This is a genomic window from Nonomuraea polychroma (assembly GCF_004011505.1).
In the GTDB taxonomy this organism is placed as follows: Bacteria; Actinomycetota; Actinomycetes; order Streptosporangiales; family Streptosporangiaceae; genus Nonomuraea; species Nonomuraea polychroma.
Map to the genome: position 1 here is coordinate 6,286,973 of NZ_SAUN01000001.1, position 17,025 is coordinate 6,303,997.

Here is a 17,025-nt window from a genome sequence, read left to right on the forward strand (position 1 = left end):
TTCTGTCAGTGGGGGGAGGGGCGATGGCGGCCCGGCCGGACACGGCACGGAAGATCCTGATCTACTGGATGGACGGGATGGTGGTGTTCGTCGCCATCCTCTCCATCGTGTTCACCCTCGCGGCGGTGGCGGAGGGCACGGTCCCCCCATGGGCCGCGGCCGTTGCCATCGGGTGCACGTTCGGCTTCTACGGACTCTTCCCGTTCCTCCTCAGAGACGCCTTCGACTCCCGGCCGCGTCCCACGGTGAAGCTGCTGCTCGCGGCGGTGTTCGCGGCGGCGAACCTGGCGATCCTGCCGCTGGCCGGGGACGCCGCGAGCGCGTGGATGCAGGCGGAAGGGCTGTGGCTGGCGGCGGCCGCGCTCTACCTGCGGCCGTGGACGACGGCCGGGCTCACGGTGGCCGTGGTGACCACCGTCGCCGGATACACCGTCCTGACGACCGGGCAGGCGTGGCAGGGCGTCCTGCTCGGCAGTGCGGTCAGCTCCGTCACGATGGTCGTGACCATGCTGTTGTGGCGCTGGCTCTGGTGGGTGATCAGGGACGCGTACAACAGCCGGGAGGCCAAGGCGCGGCTGGCGGTGGCCGAGGAGCGGCTGCGGTTCGCACGGGACCTGCACGACCTGCTCGGGCACAGTCTTTCGGTGATCACGCTGAAGAGCGAGCTGGCCGCCAAGCTGGCGACCAAGGACACCGGCCGGGCCGCGGCCGAGATGGCCGAGGTCCGCGCGCTGGCCGTGGAGTCGCTGGCCGAGGTGCAGCAGGCGGTGCACGGCTATCAGGCACTCGACCTGGAGGAGGAGCTCGCCGGCGTGCGGGCGGCGCTGGAGGCGGCAGGCGCCCGCTGCGACATCGTGGCCAGGGCGGAGGACCTGTCGCCGGCCGCCAAGGCGCTGCTGGCGTGGGCGGTCCGCGAAGGCGGCACGAACGTGCTCAAGCACAGCAAGGCCACGCGCTGCGCGATCACCATCCACGGAGGCGTGCTCGAGATGCTCAACGACGGCGTGCACGGGGAGCCGGCGCCGCCCGGCAACGGGCTGCGCGGCCTGTCGGAGCGGCTGGCCACGGCCGGCGGCTCCTTCTCCGCCGCACCCACCCCGGCGGGCGAATTCCTGCTGCGTGCGGCGGTGCCGGCGTGATGCGGGAGTTGCTCGGCAGGGTCCGGAGAGCCTCCAAGCTGGACAAGGTCCGCTGGCTGATCCTCGGCTCGACCAACATCATCCTGCTGTTGCCGTTCTTCGGCTTCGTGGAGCTGTTCATCGGGTGGCAGGGGGGGAGACTGCCGTGGCCGCTCGGGGTGGGCGCCGCCGTCCTGCTGCTGGTCTTCATCGTGCTCAGCACGCGCCCGATCGCGATCGCGGTCAGGGGCGGAAAGCGGCCGACCGCGATCCTCACGGTCACCGGGGTGATCGTCGCACTTCTGTCCGTCTTCCCGCTCATCTGGATCATCCCGATCTGGCTGGCGTTGCTGGCGGCGTTCGCGCGCAAGCGCACCGTCATCGCCCTGTCCGTCGCCTCGATCGTGGTCGTCCACGTCTACGTCACCCTGGTCGAAGGCTTCATCGTCCCCCTGCTGCTGATGCAGACGCTGTTCACCGTGATCAGCGTCGGCGCGGTGTGGGCCAACCTGCGGCTCTGGCAACTGGCCAAGGAAGCGCACGAGGGGCAGGAGGCGCTGTCCAGGCTGGCGGTCTCCGAAGAGCGGCTGCGCTTCGCCCGCGACCTCAACGACCTGCTCGGGCAGAGCCTCACCGACGTCGCGTCCCGGGCCGCGCACGCCGAGCAGGCGCTGCGCGCCGATCCCGCGGCGGCCGCGGCCGAGATGTTCGAGGTACGCGACCTGTCCAGGCAGTCGTTACGCGAGGTGCGCACCGCCGTACAGAACTACCGGGCCCTCGATCTGGACGAGGTGCTCGCGAGCGTGCGGGCGGTGCTGGAGGCGGCGGACGTGCGGTGCACCGTACGCGCCGACACGGCCGCGCTGACGCCCGAGTCCCGCACGCTCCTGGCCACGGTCGTCCGCGAGGGCGCGACCAACGTGCTCAAGCACAGCCGGGCCGAACGCTGCACGATCACGATCGAGGACGGCGTGCTGGAAATGTCCAACGACGGGGTGAGCGGCCCGGTGGGCGAGCACGCCCCCAACGGACTGGGGGGGCTGGCCGAGCGCGTGCGCGCGGCAGGCGGCACCCTGCGGGCCGAGCCCACGCGCGAGGGCCGCTACCTGCTGCGGGCGGCGGTGCCCGCATGACTCTCCGGGAGCTCTCATGACCATCCGCGTGCTGCTCGCCGACGACGAGCATCTCATCCGCGGCGCCATCGCGGCCCTGCTGGACCTCGAGGACGGCATCGAGGTCGTGGCCCAGGTGGGCCGGGGCGACGAGGTGCTCGCGGCCGTGGCCGAGCACCGGCCCGATGTGGCCGTGCTCGACATCGAGATGCCGGGCATGGACGGCCTGAGCGCGGCCGAGCGCATCAGCGCCAAGTGCAAGATCGTCATCCTGACCAGCCTGGGCCGGCCCGGCTACCTGCGCAGGGCCATGGCGGCGGGCGTGAGCGGGTTCCTCGGCAAGGATGCCTCGGCCGAGGAGCTGGCCATGGCGATCCGCAAGGTGCACAGCGGCGGCCGCTACCTGGACGCGGAGCTGGCCGCGGCGGCGATGGCGGCCGGGGACAGCCCGCTGACCGAGCGGGAGCGCGATGCGCTGCGACTGGCCGGAGACGGGGCGACGATCTCGCGGATCGCCGGCGAGCTGCACCTGACCGAGGGCACCGTACGCAATTACCTGTCGAGCGCCATGACCAAGCTCAACGCTCAGAACCGCCTGGAGGCGATCCGCACCGCCCAGCGCATGGGCTGGCTCTGAGCTCAGGGCTATTTCCTGACGAGCAACCCCACACACTCCACGTGATGAGTCATCGGGAAGGCGTCGAAGGCGCGCAGGTCGGCGAGCGCATATCCGCGTTCCGCCAGCCACTTCAGATCCCGGGCGAACGTGGCCGGATCGCAGGACACGTACACGATCCGCGACGCGTCCAGCCCCGCGATGCGCTCGACCACCTCGCGCCCGAGCCCGGACCGCGGCGGGTCCACCACCACGAGGTCGGCGCGCTCGATCTGGAACCGGTCGAGCGCCTCCTCCACCCGGCCCCGCTCCACCTGCGCCTGCGGCAGGTCGCGCAGGTTGGAGCGGGCGTCGCGGACGGCCGACGCCTCGGATTCCAGGCCGAACACCGCCCCCTCGGGCCCCACCGCCTCGGCGAGCCCGGCCGCGAACAGGCCGACGCCGCAGTAGAGGTCGAGCGCCCACTCGCCCGGCTCGGGCGCCGCGTACGCCAGCACCGCGTCCAGCAGCGTCTCCGCGGCCCCCGGGTGGACCTGCCAGAAGCCGCTGCCCGCCACCCGGAACTCGCGATCGCCCGCCTGCTCGTGCAGCACCCCCGACCCGCGCCGCGGCACCGTGCGGCCTTTGCCCTGGTCGAGCAGGATCGAGGCGGGCGCCTCGAGCTCGGGGACGGTGACGCTGCGGCGTGGGCGGGGCGAGACCACCACGGCCCGGTCGCCGCCGGAGGAGGCGATGACCTCGACCCCGGCCGCACCCGGCCACTCATGCGCCTCCGCCCCGACCGCCTCCACCTCGGGGTGGGCGATCAGGCAGGCGTCCACGACCTCGATGTCGTGCGAGCGGTGCCGCCGGAACCCCAGCTCTCCGGTCGGCAGGGCGGCGAACTGCACACGCGTGCGCCAGCCGAGCCCGTCCTTGGCCCCTGGCACCTCTTCGACCACGACCTCGCGTTCGATGCCCGCCAGCCGGTGCAGCTGCTCGGCCACGACCTGGGCCTTGAGCCGCCGTTGCGCCTCCAGCGTGGCGTGCTGCCAGTCGCAGCCGCCGCAGCGGCCAGGGCCCGCGTAAGGGCAGGGCGGGACCACGCGGTCGGGCGAAGGTTCGAGGATCTCCACGGCGTCGGCACGCAGGAACCGGGTGGTCTCCTCGGTGACGTCGGCGATGACCCGTTCGCCGGGCAGTGCGTGCCGCACGAACACCACGCGCCCTTCATGGCGTGCCACACACCAGCCGCCGTGCGCGACCGGACCGACCGTCAGCTCGAGAGATACCTGTTCCACACCGCCAGCCTATGCCCACCACCTGCCCAAATTGATCCACTACTGTAGGTGGTCGTGAGAACGGCGAGGGTGGTGCGACGGCGGCCCGGTTTCGGGGGGACGCTGCTGGCCACGCTGTTCGCCTGCGCGTCGCTGACGCCGTCGCTGCTGCCCCGCACGTGGTTGTACCAGGGGGTGATGTGCGCGGTCACCGGCATTCTCGGCTACGCCGTGGGCGCCGTGCTCGGCGCGTTCGGCCGCGCGGTGGTCTCGTACCGGCTGCCGGAGCGGGGCCGCAGGATCGCCTGGCAGGTCCTGATCGGCGGCGGCGGGGCACTGGCGGCGGTGGCGCTCTGGTACAGCGTGGACTGGCAGCGTGACCTGCGGGCGCTCATGGGCATGGACACGCGGATCACGTGGTTCCCTCCGGTGATCTTCGCGATAGCCGTCGCACTCTTCACGCTATTTCTCCTAATTTCGCGACTTGTCCGCTTGGGCGGCCGTGCGTTGATCGACTGGCTCGGCCGTTTCGTCCCCGCCTATGTCGGCCATATCGTCGGCGTGCTCGTCATCAGCCTGGTGGTCGTCGTCTTCGCCGACGACGTGGTGTTCTCCGCCTTCGCTGCCCGGGTGAGCGAGGTCTCCTCGGTCACCAACGCCGGCACCCACCCGGGCGTGCGCAAACCCACGTCCGGGCTGGTGTCCGGCGCCCCGGGCTCGCTGGTGACCTGGGAGTCGCTCGGCAAGGAAGGCCGCCGCTTCACCGCCACGGCCACCACCCGCGCCAGGCTCACCGCCTTCTCCGGCCGTCCCGCCGCCGACCCGATCAGGGTGTACGTCGGCCTCGACACCACCCGCTCGCCCCAGGCTCAGGCGGCCCTGGCAGTACGTGAGCTCGAACGCACCGGCGCGTTCACCCGCCCCGTGCTCGCCGTGCTCGGCACCACCGGCACCGGCTGGGTGGACCAGCACGTGGCGGACGCGCTGGAGTATATGTACAACGGCCGCACCGCCATGGTGGCCCTGCAGTACTCGTACCTGCCGAGCTGGGCGTCGTTCCTGCTTGACAGGGACAAGGCGGCGGCCGCGGGGCGGGCGTTGTTCGAGGCGGTGCGCGCCAGGTGGGCGCGGATGCCGCCCGGCGACCGGCCGCGCCTGGTGCTGTCGGGCGAGAGCCTGGGGTCTTACCAGATGGAGGGCGCCTTCCTCGACCTGGAGGACCTGGCGGCCAGGGCGGACGGTGCGATGTTCATCGGCCCGCCGAACGCCAACCACATCTGGCGCAGCGTCACGAACGGCCGCGAGCCCGGCAGCCCGGTGTGGCGGCCGGTCTACCAGGCGGGCAAGACGGTCAGGTTCGCCCAGCGCCCCGACGACCTGGACCGGCCGGCGGAGCCGTGGCCGCACCCGCGCGTGGTCTATCTGCAGAACGCCTCCGACCCGGTCGTGTGGTGGTCGCCCGAGCTGATCTACCGCCGGCCTGCCTGGCTGGTGGGCGCGCGGGGTCCGGGGGTCAATCCGGAGATGAACTGGTTCCCGCTCGTGACGTTCTGGCAGGTGCTGGTGGACCTGACGGCCGGGTTGTCCGTGCCGCCTGGCCACGGGCACCGCTACGGCCCCAACGTCGTCGACGGCTGGGCGGCGGTCGCCCCACCGCCGGGCTGGAGCGCGGCCGACACCGACCGGTTGCGCGCCCTGATCAGCTCGTCCTGATCTGCCCTTCCTCTTCCTTGACCGTCTGGTGCCACGGACGCCGCACCGACCCGGGGGCGAACGGCTCCGGCCGGCCCTTGAGCCGGTCCGAGGAGTGCAGCTGCCAGGGCACGCTCGTGACCATGACGCCCGGCTTGAACAGCAGCCGCGCTTTCAGTCTCAGGGCGCTCTGGTTGTGCAGCAGGTGCTCCCACCAGTGGCCGACCACGTACTCGGGGATGAACACGGTCACCACGTCGCGCGGCGAGCGCCGCCGCAGGTGCTTGACGTAGTCGAGAATGGGCTGCGTGATCTCCCGGTACGGCGAGTCCAGCATCTTCAGCGGCACCGGGATGCCCCGCCGCTCCCACTCCTCCTGCAGCTTGCGCGCCTCCTCACCCTCGACGCCCACGGTGATGGCCTCCAGTGTGGACGGCCGGGTGGCACGTGCGTACGCCAGGGCCCGCAGGGTCGGCTTGTGGATCTTGGAGACGAGGACGATGGCGTGGTTGCGGGCGGGCAACATCGTCGGCTCGTAGTCCTCGGTGATGGCCAGCTCGGCCGCCACGTTGTCGTAGTGGTGGCGGATGCCCTTCATCATGAGGAACAGGATCGGCATCGCGATCACCACGATCCACGCCCCTACCAGGAACTTCGTCAGCAGCACCACGATCAGCACAAGCCCCGTCATGACGGCGCCGAAGGAGTTGATCACCCGGGATCGGTGCATCTGGTGGCGGACCCTGGGGTCGGTCTCCGTCTTCAGGTGGCGGGTCCAGTGAATGACCATGCCGGTCTGGCTGAGCGTGAACGACACGAAGACGCCGACGATGTAGAGGTTCAGCAGGCGGCTGACGTCGGCCTGGAACCCCCACAGCAGCAGGCACGCGCCGAGCGCCAGGATGACGATGCCGTTGGAGAAGGCCAGCCGGTCGCCGCGGGTGTGCAGCTGGCGCGGCAGGTAGCGGTCCTGCGCCAGGATCGAGCCGAGCACCGGGAACCCGTTGAACGCCGTGTTCGCCGCCAGGAACAGGATCAACGCCGTCACCCCCGAGATCACGATGAACATCAGCGACCCGCCGCCGAACACCGCGTCGGCCACCTGGGAGATGATCGGCTGCTGGTAATAGCCCGGGCCGACGGGCGTGCCGTCCGGCCGGAGCAGGTCGCGGGCGACGACGGACGGCTCGGCCACCTTCACCCCGGACGCCAGGCCGAGCGCGATGATGCCGCCGAACATGGTGATCGCGACCAGGCCCATCATGAGCAGCGTCGTGGCGGCGTTCTTGCTCTTGGGCTTGCGGAAGGCGGGCACGCCGTTGCTGATGGCCTCGACCCCGGTCAGGGCCGCGCAGCCGGTGGAGAACGCGCGCAGGATCAGGAAGGCCGCGGCGAAGGCCGTCAGGTTGGTCTGCTCGGGCTCGATGGTGAAGTGGGCGCTCGGCGCCTCGAGCTGCTCGCCCAGCCCCAGGATCCGGAACCCGCCCCAGGCGATCAACCCCAGCACGGCCACCATGAACGCGTACGTGGGAATGGCGAAGGCGGCGCCGGACTCGCGGATGCCGCGCAGGTTGATCACGGTCAGCAGGATCACGATGGCGATGGCGATGGAAGGCTTGTGCTGGCCGATGAACGGAATCGTGGCGCCCACGTAATCGACGCCGTTGGCCACGGACACCGCGACCGTCAGCACGTAGTCGACCATGAGCGCGCTGGCCACGGTGAGGCCGGCGTTCTTGCCGAGGTTGGTGGTGGCGACCTCGTAGTCGCCGCCACCACTCGGGTAGGCGTGCACGTTCTGCCGGTACGACGCCACGACCGTGAGCATCACGACCACGACGGCGATGGCGACCCAAGGGCTGTAGGCATAGAAGGAGACACCGGCCAGCGACAGGATGACCAGGATCTCCTGCGGGGCGTAGGCGACGGAGGAGAGCGCGTCACTCGCGAAGACAGGTAGCGCGATCCGTTTTGGGAGGAGCTGCTCATGAAGCTGCCCGCTGCGTAGGGCACGCCCCACGAGCAAACGTTTGACAAGATCCGTTACCTTCGCCACGTAACGAGATGCTAGCCCCATACGCAGGCCCTAAACGAGGCGCGTCCCTGGTAGGGCCATACTGGTGTCGAGCAACCGGCCGACCGCGAGATGCGGGGGAGTATGCATATAGTGATCATGGGATGTGGCCGAGTGGGTTCGACCCTCGCGCACATCCTCGAAGACAGCGGCCATTCCGTCGCCATCATCGATCGCGACCCGCAGGCGTTCCGCCGGCTGCGTGCCGGATTCCGGGGACGGCGGGTGACGGGCATCGGCTTCGATCGCGGCGTGCTCACCGAGGCCGGCGTCGAGTCCGCGGCGGCGTTCGTCGCGGTCTCCAGCGGCGACAACTCCAACATCATCTCGGCGCGCGTGGCCCGCGAGACGTTCGGCGTCGACAACGTGGTGGCCCGCATCTACGACCCGCGGCGGGCCGAGGTCTACCAGCGGCTGGGCATCCCCACGGTGGCGACCGTGCGCTGGACCGCCGACCAGATCCTGCGCCGCGTCCTCCCCGAGGGCGCCGAGCCGCTCTGGCGCGACCCCACCGGCACCGTGGTGCTGGCCGAGGTCACGGCCAATCCCGCCTGGATCGGCACCCGTGTCATCGACCTGGAGAGCCGCGTCCGCGCGCGCGCCGCCTTCATCAACCGCATGGGCGAGGCCGTGACCATCACGGAGGACACCGTGATGCAGGAGGGCGACGTTCTCCACGTCATCGCCGCCGAGAACGACATGGACCGGATCAACAAGGTGCTCGCCGCGGCACCGGAAGAGGACCAGTGATGCGCATCGCCATCGCCGGAGCGGGCGCCGTCGGCCGTTCCATCGCGGCTGAGCTCCTGGAGAACGGCCACGAGGTCCTGCTCATCGACGTCGATCCCCGCGCCATCAAGATCGACAGCGTGCCGCGCGCCGAATGGCTGCTCGCCGACGCCTGCGAGATCGCGTCGCTGGACGAGGCCGGTCTCAACAACTGCCACGTCGTCGTCGCCTCCTCCGGCGACGACAAGGTCAACCTCGTCGTGTCGCTGCTGGCCAAGACCGAATACGGCGTGCCGCGCGTGGTGGCCAGGATCAACCACCCCAACAACGAGTGGCTGTTCAACGAGTCCTGGGGCGTGGACGTGGCCGTCTCGACCCCGCGCCTGCTCAGCGCGCTGGTGGAGGAGGCGGTGAGCGTCGGCGACCTGGTCCGCCTGATGACGTTCCGCCAGGGCCAGGCGAACCTGGTGGAGCTCACCCTCGCCGAGGACGCGCCGGTGGTGGGCCAGCGGGCAGGCTCGGTGCCGTGGCCGGTGGACGCGGCGCTGGTGGCCATCCTGCGCGAGGGCCGGGTCCTCGTGCCGACCGCGGACGATCCTCTGGAGGCGGGAGACGAGCTGCTGTTCGTCGCCAACCAGGAAGTGGAGCAGGAGCTGGCCCAGCTTCTGTCCCAGCATTAGGCGGCACGCCGGCCGGGGTTCCAGAGCGCCCGCCGACGTGGATGTGGGGGATCAGCGCGGCGACGGCACTACGGACAGTTCGGCCGCGTAGGCGTCGGGAGGAGCGCTCAGGGCCCATACGATCATCGCGGCGAGCGTCTGCGGCCGGATGCACAGCTCAGGATCGTACGGGCGCCCGAAGGCGCTCCTGACCTCACGAAGCAGGTCGGTTGCCGTCGCGGCGGGATACACCGTGGTGACGCGTATCCCGTGGGGCGCCTCTTCCTCCCGCAGCGAATCGGCCAGCTCCCGCAGCGCCGCCTTGCTGCCGACGAACGCCGACCAGCGGGGGACCCCGGTCATCCCGGGCGAGGCGTTCACGAAGATGACGTGACCCCGCGACCGCCGCAACGCCGGCAGCGTCAACCGGACCAGCTCGGCGGCGGAGGCCACGTTCACCGCCAACGTCCGCCGCCACGTCTCGGGGCCGGCGTCGGCGACCGCAAGGACGGGGGAGGTCCCCGCGCAATGCACCAGTGCGTGCACCTCTCCCAGCTCCCCTGCCGCCGCCAGCTCTTCCACGGCGGCGGCGAGCGTTCCGGGCTCGGCGAGATCCGCCTCGATCCCCCGCACGTCCGACCGCCCGATGTCACGCCCCACGGCGGTCACCCGATGTCCGGCCTGCACCAGCGCGTCGACCACCGCCGCCCCGATCCCGCCGGTGGCGCCGGTCACCAGCACATGTCCCACGACGGTTCCCCCGGACTCTCGCGTGCAGCATTTGATCATCGCACGCGCCGCCGACGGCGGGCATACGCAACGGCGGCACCAAGGCCGCCGCGTTCGGCATCAACTTCGCGACCGCCGTCATCGTGCTCCTCTGCGCCGCCCTGCTCTTCGCCACCTGCCGGCCGCGCCTGCGAGTGCGCGAACTCGCCTTGCGGGAGTGACCCCGCAGAAATCTTGAAAAAATCCGAGGGCGCGTGTCGAAACCGCCTCGCCTCGTTCGCAGCGTATCCAGAAGGCCGGACGAGCCGGCCCCGCCGATGCGAGGTTGACGACATGACCCAGCAGCTTGCCCACTCCCCCGCCCGCCCCCTCTCCGCCCGGCGCCTGCTGCTCGGCTGCGGCATCGTGGCCGGTCCGATGTACGTGACCGTCGCCCTGGCGCAAGCGTTCACCCGGGAGGGCTTCGACCTGGCCCGTCACCCCTGGAGCTTCCTGGCCAACGGCGAGCTCGGCTGGATCCAGACCGCGAACTTCGTTCTCACGGCCCTGGCCACCATCGCCGCCGCCGCCGGCCTGCGCCGCAGCCTGTCGCCCGGACGCGGCGCGCGCTGGGCGCCGATCCTGGTCGGCGCGTTCAGCGCGAGCATGATCGGCGCCGCGACCTTCCCCGCCGACCCTGCGATGGGATTCCCGCCGGGAACCCCCGAAGGCCCGGGTACAGTCACCCTGTCAGGGACCCTGCACCTGGCCGTCGGCGGCGTCGGATTCCTGTGCATGATCGCGGCCTGCTTCGTCATCGCCTCCCGGCAGGCCCGCGCGGGTCGCACGGGCTGGGCCTGGTACTCCCGGATCACCGGCACGCTGTTCCTCGGCTCGTTCGTCGGCATCGCAACGGGCGGCGGCGTGGCCTGGGCCAACCTGGCATTCATCGCTGGCATCGTGGCCATCTGGAGCTGGCTGTCGCTACTGTCGCTGAACCTGACCCGCCACACCGCCTGACATCCGCGCCCCAACAGAGAAAGGCAATGCACAATGCGCTACTTGACCACGCTCAAGGTCGAAGCCCAGCCCGAGGGGCCGCCGCCGGCCGACCTCATGGAAGCCATCTTCAAGCTCGGCCAGGAGGCCACCGAGGCCGGCGCCCTGCTCCACCAGAGCGGCCTGGCCCCCAGCTCGGAGGGGGCGCGGATCGAGGTGAGCGGCGGCCGGCTGACCGTCAGCGACGGGCCGTTCGCCGAGGCCAAAGAAATGATCAGCTACGCACTGTACGAGGTCAAGACCAAGGAGGAGGCCGTGGAGTGGGCCTCCCGCTTCGTCAAGCTGCACCGTGACCTGTGGCCGGGATGGGAGGGCCAAGTGGACGTGCTGCGGCTGTACTCGCCCGAGGACTTCGCCCCACCGGCCTGACCCTCACCCCATCGGCCGCGGACCACAGACGCGCGGGTCCGCGGCCGGATGCTGTATCCAGGACGCATGACGGTAGCCGATTCCCATCGGGCGGTGGAGGCGGTCTGGCGGATCGAGTCCGCCCGCGTCATCGCCGCCCTGGCCCGCATGACGGGCGACCTCGCCCTGGCCGAAGAACTGGCCCAAGATGCGCTGGTGGCGGCGCTCGAGGAGTGGCCCCGCAAGGGGGTGCCCGACAACCCGGGCGCCTGGCTGACGCTCACCGCCAAGCACCGCGCCATCGACCAGTTCCGCCGCCGCGACACCTACCAGCGCAAGCTGCAAGAAATAGGCCGCGACATGGAGCTCCGTCAGGAAACGGCCGAAGCCGAGCTCGACGACGCCCTCGACGACCACATCGGCGACGACCTGCTGCGCCTCGTCTTCACCGCCTGCCACCCCGCGCTGCCTGCCGAGGGCCGGCTCGCGCTCACGCTCCGCCTGCTCGGCGGCCTGTCCACCGCCGAGATCGCCCGCGCGTTCCTCGTGCCCGAGTCCACCGTCGGCCAGCGCATCTCCCGCGCCAAACGCACCCTCACCGACAAGAAGATCCCGATCGAGCTGCCGCCGCCCGCCGAGCTGCCGAACCGGCTGGCCTCCATCCTGGAGGTCATCTACCTGATCTTCAACGAGGGGTACGCGGCGACCGCCGGGGATGACTGGATCCGTCCGTCGTTGTGTGAGGAGGCCATGCGCCTCGGCCGCATCCTGGCCGGGCTCATGCCCGCCGAGCCCGAGGTGCACGGCCTGCTGGCGCTCATGGAGCTCCAGGCCTCACGCATCCCGGCCAGAACCGCCAGGGACGGCTCCCCCGTTCTCCTGCTCGACCAGGACCGCAGCCGCTGGGACCGGCTGCTCCTCCGCCGCGGCCTGGACGCGCTGCGCCGCGCCGAGGACCTCGGCACACTCGGACCGTACGGGCTCCAGGCCGCCATCGCCGCCTGCCACGCCCGCGCGCTGAAGCCGGAAGACACCGACTGGGAACGGATCGCCGCACTGTACCGGCTGCTGGCCCACCTGACGCCCTCGCCGATCGTCGAGCTGAACCGCGCGGTCGCGGTCGGCATGGCCTACGGGCCCGCACGCGGGCTGGAGCTCGCCGACGCCCTCCGGGAGGAGCGTGCCCTGCGGGATTACCCACACCTGCCTGCCGTCCGGGGGGACCTGCTGGCCAAGCTGGGGCGGGCCGAGGAGGCAGCCGCCGCGTTCCGCCACGCAGCCGAGCTGACCAGGAACGCACGCGAGCGCCAGGTGTTCCAGGAACGCGCCGCCGCGCTGTCCACCTGACGCCTGTAGCCGGCCCTGACGAACACAGGACGACCTTCACCGCATCAGCGCGGTGCATGGCGCACCGCTGGGGGTCGTCAGGCGGGGGCGACCGGGGGCTTGATCGGGGTGCGGCCGCGGCCCAGCACCCAGAGCATCGCGGCGAGCGCAGCCACCTGGAGCGGCCAGCCCATCGCGATCTTGGCAACGCCGAGTGCCGCCACCGCCTGGTCCCCGCCGCCGAACAGGTAGACAGGCCCCTGCACCGCCACCCTGACCGCGCACGGCAGCATGAGCAGCCACGTCAGGCGGATGCAGAGCTTCACGATGCCCGGATCCTTGCGCCAGGCGGTCGGGTCGCCCGTGACCGAGCCGATCAGGAAGCCGACGACCGGCCACCGGGTGACGATCGACAGCAGCATGCCCACCATGTAGCCGGCGTTCCACAGGATGCCGGGCAGGAAGAAGTCCTTCGCGTCGCCTGTGCGGCTGGCGAAGAAGGCGCCGATCGCGATGCCGATCAAGCTGTTGATCACGAACTGCGGGGTGGACCGCTGCACGATCCTCACCAGCAGCAGCACGACCGCCAGCGAGATGCTGACGATGAGCGAGAGTTTCAGGTCCTCGGTGGAGATCCAGGACACGGTGAACGAAATCGTCGGGATCGCCGCCTCGAGGATGCCGCGCACCCCGCCCAGCGCCTTGGCGAGCTGCGCTCGCACCGCCGCCTCAACGGTGTCATGGGCGATCTCTTCCGCCTCAGCACTCACCTGGTCAACTCCCTGGGCGCAACTCGTAACGAGGATTGAACATCACCTTGCGCCCGTCCTGCATGCTGACGAGGCCCTCGGCCTTGACCGTGCGGCCGGGCTCGATGCCCGCGATCTTGCGGCGGCCGAGCCAGACCAGGTCGATCACGTCCGACCCGTCGTAGAGCTCGGCTTCGAGAGCGGGGGCGCCACCCCTCGGACGCAACGTCACCGTACGTAGCGTACCCGCTACGCAGAAGCGCCGGCGGCCGCCACACGACGCGATCGGCGTCGCGCCGACTTCGTCGGCGTCTTCCCGCAGTTCCTGGGCTTCGATCTCGGACTGGGGGGATGCCAGCCGGCTGAAGAACCCGCGCAATCCCCCGCGTTTGGGGGGCTCTGCCGTACTCATGATGAATCAGCCTATGCGAATGTCAGCCCTTAGCGAATCTCGCTGATTTCAGGTCCCCGTTTGAAGGGGTTGAGACGGGGGCGGTCCTCGCCACTCTCGCCCGGCTGCTCGTTGGGGCGGCGCAGCGGGATCGGCTCCTCGCGGGCCATCGGCTCGTCGCCGCGGACGACCACGACGTCCTTGATGAAGTCGACGAACGCCGCCGAGACCGCCTCGTCGTGCGTGCCCTTGCCGGAGATCAACCCCAGCAGGAGCCACCGTGGGCCGTCGATGCCGAGGTAACGGACCGGCCTGACGTTGCCGTCGGCGGCCTTGATCTCGCCGCTCAGCTCGGTGCCGAACGGGCCCTCCTGCTCCTTCAGGTCCTTCGCCTGCGCTCGGATCTTGATCCTGATCTCGTCCCAGAGGCCCGAGCTGCGCGGGGCGGCCAGCGCCTGCAACGACAGCATGCTCTCCTCGTAGCGGACGACGACACTGACGTGCTGGTCGCCGACCGTGGCAGGCCGTATGTCGAAATCGGGATTGTCCGGCAGCCGCAGGCCGCCGTAGTCGATCCTGTCGGTGTCCGGGTGTGGCTCGTCGGCGTCCCAGGGGCCGGACTCCCGCGTGGGGGCGGCAGGCTCCTGCGCCTGCTCGACCGCTTGCTCCGGCTGCTCACGCCGACGACGACGTCGGAACACTGTCCTCACTCTCCCTGCTCGAGCGGGCCGCCGAACGGCCCGTTCATCAACGTCCGGTGGATCCGAAGCCGTTCGCACCGCGTATCGAGCCCGGCAGGCGCTCGACCTCGTAGAAGGCCGCGCGCTCGACTCGTTGGATCACGAGCTGCGCCACGCGGTCGCCGCGCCGGAGCCGGAACGGCTCCTTGGCGTCCGTGTTGATCAACGTCACCTTGATCTCGCCCCGGTAGCCGGCGTCGACCGTGCCCGGCGCGTTGACCATCGTGACCCCGTGCCTGGCCGCCAGCCCCGAGCGCGGATGGACGAACGCCGCGTACCCGTCGGGCAGCGCGATCGCCACACCGGTGCCGACCACAGCCCGCTCTCCGGGCAACAACTCGACGTCCTCGGCCGCGTGAAGGTCGGCGCCCGCGTCTCCCGGATGGGCGTAGGACGGCATCGGCAGCTCGGCGTCGAGCCGGTGGATGAGGACCTCCACGTTGCTCAAGGGTTCACCTCGTAGTCCTGGTGCTCTGCGGCGATGGCGGCCAGGTCGCCGTGCTTGGCGAAGTGCTCCATGTTCACCTCGATGAACAGCGCTGCCGCGCGGACGGCGACCGGTCCGCCGGGGGCGCCGATGCGCCCCTCAGCCTCAAGGTACGCCTTCCTGCCCACGATGCCGTTGCACCAGGCGCGCAGGTGGAGTGTCGTGCCCACGGGAACGGGGAGAAGGTAGTCGGTCTCCAGCCGTCCCGTCACATACGGCTTGTGGAACAGGTAAACGGACATTCCGATGACCTCGTCCATGGCGGCGGCCAGCACCCCGCCGTGCGCCAGCATGGGCGCGCCCTGGTGCGCCTCCCCCACCGTGAACTCGGCCTCGACGGTGGCGCCGTCGGGGGTCCGGGCCGTGAGGTGCAGGCCGGTCGGGTGGTCATCGCCGCACCCGAAGCAGCGGCTGTAATGGGAGCCCAGGTCGGCACCCGGCGGCGGCGCGTCGGGGTGCGCCCCGGGCACACCGGCGCCCGGCGGCGGGGTGGTGAGGGAGGAACGGGTCACGGGTGACGAGGTTACTCCGTGTCCCGGTCCCACCCGTCCCGGGTCCGCGCTCCGCCTCCACGCCCACCGTGCTCGGGCCGCGCCCGACGTGCGCGCCCCGCACGTCCACGGCACGCGCCACGCCCGCGCCACGCACGTCCACGGCACGCGCCACACCCGCGGCCCGCACGTCCACGGCACGCGCCACGTCCATGTCCTACGCGTCTTCGGTGCGCGCTGTGCCCGTGCCGCGTTCGGACGGCGCTCCACCCGCGGGAGGAGTCCCGCCGGCCGGAGGCGGCCCTGCCGCGGGCGGCGTGTCCCCGGCGGGAGCAGGCCGGGGTCCAGGCCGCGGGGGCTCGCCGCCAGGCGGTGGCTCGACATGGTCATCGGACGGCGGCGGCAGGGCGGGCGGCTCGTGCCTGAGCTCGGGCAACGCCCGGTAGAGCACCGCCGCCACCGGCACGGCCACGGCGGCCCCGGCGATGCCCGCCAGGATGCCCCCGATGGACAACACCAGAATGATCGCCAGCGGATGGAAGTTGAGCGCTCGCCCCACGATGAGCGGCTGCAGGACGTGGTTCTCCAGTTGCTGCTCCACGATGAGGATCCCGAGGAACACCAGCGCGAGCACGAGCCCCTTCGCGCCCAGCGTGACGAGCGTGGCGACCGTGCCGGCGAAGAAGATGCCGACGATGGGGATGAAGCTGGCGAAGAAGATCAGCACGGCCAGCGGCGCCCACAGGGGCACCCCCATGCCGGCCAGCACGATGCCCATGATGAGTCCGTGCACCGCGGCCACCGCCACGGTCCCCTGCACGTAGTGGGAGAGCGTGGTCCACGCGGCCCGCCCGGCCCGGTCCACGCGCGGCGCCATCCCGCCGAATCCCCTCAGGAACCACGCCCAGATCCGCTCGCCGTCCTTGAGCAGGAAGAACGTCACGAACAGCAGGAGCACGATGGAGGCGAGCACCTCGAGAGCGGCCGCGCCGGCGCTCAGCACAGTGCCGGTGATGGCCTGGCGCTGCGTGTTGACGATGTTGGCGAGCTCGTCGACGTAGGCGGTGATCTGCGCCTGCTCCAGGTGCAGCGGACCGGTGATCAGCCACTCCTGCACGTCCCGGGCGGTTGCCTGCACCTGCTTGACCAGGTTGGGGAACTCCTCGCTGGCCCGCGCCCCGACCAGCCAGCCGGTGCCGATGAGCACGGCCAGGGCCACCAGCATGGTGATCCAGGTGGCGTAGATCGGCCGCATGCCCGCCTTACGCAGGCTGTTGGTCAACGGGAACAGCAGCGCGGTCAGCAGCAGCGCGATCGCCACCGGCAGCGCCACGAACGTGAGCCGCGCGATGACCAGGGCGAAGAAGTAGACGACCACGCCGACGAGGATCAGGCACACGCACCACGCGGCCATCCTGGCCAGCACGGGCGGCACGAGTTTGGTTGGGCGGTCCGGCAGCACGGTTC

Annotated in this window: 18 protein-coding genes; 9 read left to right on the forward strand and 9 right to left on the reverse strand. The window is 70.9% G+C overall.

The features are described 5' to 3' along the window. Window positions 1-23 precede the first annotated feature (23 nt). Genes EDD27_RS28665 through EDD27_RS28675 form a run of 3 tightly spaced genes read left to right on the forward strand, consistent with a single transcriptional unit; the run spans window position 24 to window position 2,867 of the window. The gene (locus tag EDD27_RS28665; protein ID WP_164903828.1) at window positions 24-1,139 is read left to right on the forward strand and encodes a sensor histidine kinase; all 1,116 of its coding nucleotides are present in this window, start codon (window positions 24-26) and stop codon (window positions 1,137-1,139) included. Further along, a complete protein-coding gene (locus EDD27_RS28670) occupies window positions 1,139-2,251 on the forward strand; it encodes a sensor histidine kinase (RefSeq protein WP_127935149.1) in 1,113 nt (370 codons plus the stop codon). Before EDD27_RS28665 ends, EDD27_RS28670 begins: the two co-directional genes overlap by 1 nt. A gap of 16 nt (window positions 2,252-2,267) precedes the next feature. Then, a complete protein-coding gene (locus EDD27_RS28675) occupies window positions 2,268-2,867 on the forward strand; it encodes a response regulator transcription factor (RefSeq protein ID WP_127935150.1) in 600 nt (199 codons plus the stop codon). Window positions 2,868-2,875: 8 nt separating this feature from the next. On the opposite strand, the gene EDD27_RS28680 is transcribed toward EDD27_RS28675, so the two are convergent. Next, window positions 2,876-4,126: a class I SAM-dependent RNA methyltransferase gene (locus EDD27_RS28680; RefSeq protein WP_127935151.1), complete on the reverse strand. Its 1,251-nt coding sequence runs from the start codon at window positions 4,124-4,126 to the stop codon at window positions 2,876-2,878. A 54-nt stretch (window positions 4,127-4,180) separates the two neighbouring features. Between EDD27_RS28680 and EDD27_RS28685 the strand changes: the two genes are divergently transcribed. Continuing rightward, window positions 4,181-5,818, forward strand: coding sequence for an alpha/beta hydrolase (locus tag EDD27_RS28685; RefSeq protein ID WP_241564302.1), 1,638 nt, complete (start codon window positions 4,181-4,183; stop codon window positions 5,816-5,818). Here EDD27_RS28685 and EDD27_RS28690 read toward each other — a convergent pair. After that, window positions 5,805-7,853 (reverse strand): APC family permease, encoded by a 2,049-nt coding sequence (locus tag EDD27_RS28690; protein ID WP_127935153.1) that lies wholly within the window; start codon window positions 7,851-7,853, stop codon window positions 5,805-5,807. The genes EDD27_RS28685 and EDD27_RS28690 overlap by 14 nt on opposite strands. A 102-nt stretch (window positions 7,854-7,955) precedes the next feature. On the opposite strand from EDD27_RS28690, the gene EDD27_RS28695 reads away from it, so the two are divergent. Further along, window positions 7,956-8,621 carry a potassium channel family protein gene (locus EDD27_RS28695; protein WP_127935154.1) on the forward strand — a complete coding sequence of 222 codons (666 nt, stop codon included), beginning with the start codon at window positions 7,956-7,958 and terminating at the stop codon, window positions 8,619-8,621. Continuing rightward, window positions 8,621-9,280 (forward strand): potassium channel family protein, encoded by a 660-nt coding sequence (locus tag EDD27_RS28700; protein WP_127935155.1) that lies wholly within the window; start codon window positions 8,621-8,623, stop codon window positions 9,278-9,280. The genes EDD27_RS28695 and EDD27_RS28700 overlap by 1 nt, the downstream gene beginning before the upstream one ends. 51 nt (window positions 9,281-9,331) lie before the next feature. Here EDD27_RS28700 and EDD27_RS28705 read toward each other — a convergent pair whose 3' ends face one another. Then, window positions 9,332-10,009: an SDR family NAD(P)-dependent oxidoreductase gene (locus EDD27_RS28705; protein ID WP_241564303.1), complete on the reverse strand. Its 678-nt coding sequence runs from the start codon at window positions 10,007-10,009 to the stop codon at window positions 9,332-9,334. A 312-nt stretch (window positions 10,010-10,321) separates the two neighbouring features. On the opposite strand from EDD27_RS28705, the gene EDD27_RS28710 reads away from it, so the two are divergent. The 3 genes from EDD27_RS28710 to EDD27_RS28720 all read left to right on the forward strand — a co-directional run bounded on the left by EDD27_RS28710 (window position 10,322) and on the right by EDD27_RS28720 (window position 12,721). Continuing rightward, entirely contained in the window at window positions 10,322-10,987 is a 666-nt protein-coding gene (locus EDD27_RS28710) for a DUF998 domain-containing protein (RefSeq protein ID WP_127935157.1), read from the forward strand. 33 nt (window positions 10,988-11,020) lie between these two features. Then, the gene (locus EDD27_RS28715) at window positions 11,021-11,395 is read left to right on the forward strand and encodes a YciI family protein (protein WP_127935158.1); all 375 of its coding nucleotides are present in this window, start codon (window positions 11,021-11,023) and stop codon (window positions 11,393-11,395) included. 66 nt (window positions 11,396-11,461) lie between these two features. Next, on the forward strand, window positions 11,462-12,721 hold the full coding sequence (locus EDD27_RS28720) for an RNA polymerase sigma factor (RefSeq protein ID WP_127935159.1): 1,260 nt from the start codon (window positions 11,462-11,464) through the stop codon (window positions 12,719-12,721). A 77-nt stretch (window positions 12,722-12,798) separates the two neighbouring features. Here EDD27_RS28720 and EDD27_RS28725 read toward each other — a convergent pair whose 3' ends face one another. The 6 genes from EDD27_RS28725 to EDD27_RS28750 all read right to left on the reverse strand — a co-directional run bounded on the left by EDD27_RS28725 (window position 12,799) and on the right by EDD27_RS28750 (window position 17,020). Next, window positions 12,799-13,470, reverse strand: a complete 672-nt coding sequence (locus EDD27_RS28725; protein ID WP_241564304.1) for a DUF3159 domain-containing protein — start codon at window positions 13,468-13,470, stop codon at window positions 12,799-12,801. Between the two features lie 4 nt (window positions 13,471-13,474). Next, complete coding sequence (locus EDD27_RS28730; protein ID WP_127935160.1) at window positions 13,475-13,861, reverse strand: OB-fold nucleic acid binding domain-containing protein; 387 nt, start codon at window positions 13,859-13,861, stop codon at window positions 13,475-13,477. A gap of 29 nt (window positions 13,862-13,890) precedes the next feature. Continuing rightward, on the reverse strand, window positions 13,891-14,541 hold the full coding sequence (locus EDD27_RS28735; protein WP_127935161.1) for a DUF3710 domain-containing protein: 651 nt from the start codon (window positions 14,539-14,541) through the stop codon (window positions 13,891-13,893). Window positions 14,542-14,587: 46 nt separating this feature from the next. After that, window positions 14,588-15,028 (reverse strand): dUTP diphosphatase, encoded by a 441-nt coding sequence (gene dut, locus EDD27_RS28740; RefSeq protein ID WP_127935162.1) that lies wholly within the window; start codon window positions 15,026-15,028, stop codon window positions 14,588-14,590. Beyond that, entirely contained in the window at window positions 15,025-15,579 is a 555-nt protein-coding gene (locus tag EDD27_RS28745) for a PaaI family thioesterase (RefSeq protein WP_127935163.1), read from the reverse strand. Before EDD27_RS28745 ends, dut begins: the two co-directional genes overlap by 4 nt. Window positions 15,580-15,775: 196 nt before the next feature. Continuing rightward, window positions 15,776-17,020 (reverse strand): AI-2E family transporter, encoded by a 1,245-nt coding sequence (locus EDD27_RS28750; RefSeq protein WP_241564305.1) that lies wholly within the window; start codon window positions 17,018-17,020, stop codon window positions 15,776-15,778. Between the last annotated feature and the right edge of the window lie 5 nt (window positions 17,021-17,025).

Excerpts from the sequence above, each read along its gene's own strand:
- EDD27_RS28665 (WP_164903828.1), top strand. The coding sequence starts at position 24 with ATGGCGGCCCGGCCGGACACGGCACGGAAGATCCTGATCTACTGGATG.
- EDD27_RS28670 (WP_127935149.1), top strand. The coding sequence starts at position 1,139 with ATGCGGGAGTTGCTCGGCAGGGTCCGGAGAGCCTCCAAGCTGGACAAG.
- EDD27_RS28675 (WP_127935150.1), top strand. The coding sequence starts at position 2,268 with ATGACCATCCGCGTGCTGCTCGCCGACGACGAGCATCTCATCCGCGGC.
- EDD27_RS28695 (WP_127935154.1), top strand. The coding sequence starts at position 7,956 with ATGCATATAGTGATCATGGGATGTGGCCGAGTGGGTTCGACCCTCGCG.
- EDD27_RS28700 (WP_127935155.1), top strand. The coding sequence starts at position 8,621 with ATGCGCATCGCCATCGCCGGAGCGGGCGCCGTCGGCCGTTCCATCGCG.
- EDD27_RS28710 (WP_127935157.1), top strand. The coding sequence starts at position 10,322 with ATGACCCAGCAGCTTGCCCACTCCCCCGCCCGCCCCCTCTCCGCCCGG.
- EDD27_RS28715 (WP_127935158.1), top strand. The coding sequence starts at position 11,021 with ATGCGCTACTTGACCACGCTCAAGGTCGAAGCCCAGCCCGAGGGGCCG.
- EDD27_RS28720 (WP_127935159.1), top strand. The coding sequence starts at position 11,462 with ATGACGGTAGCCGATTCCCATCGGGCGGTGGAGGCGGTCTGGCGGATC.
- EDD27_RS28730 (WP_127935160.1), bottom strand. The coding sequence starts at position 13,861 with ATGAGTACGGCAGAGCCCCCCAAACGCGGGGGATTGCGCGGGTTCTTC.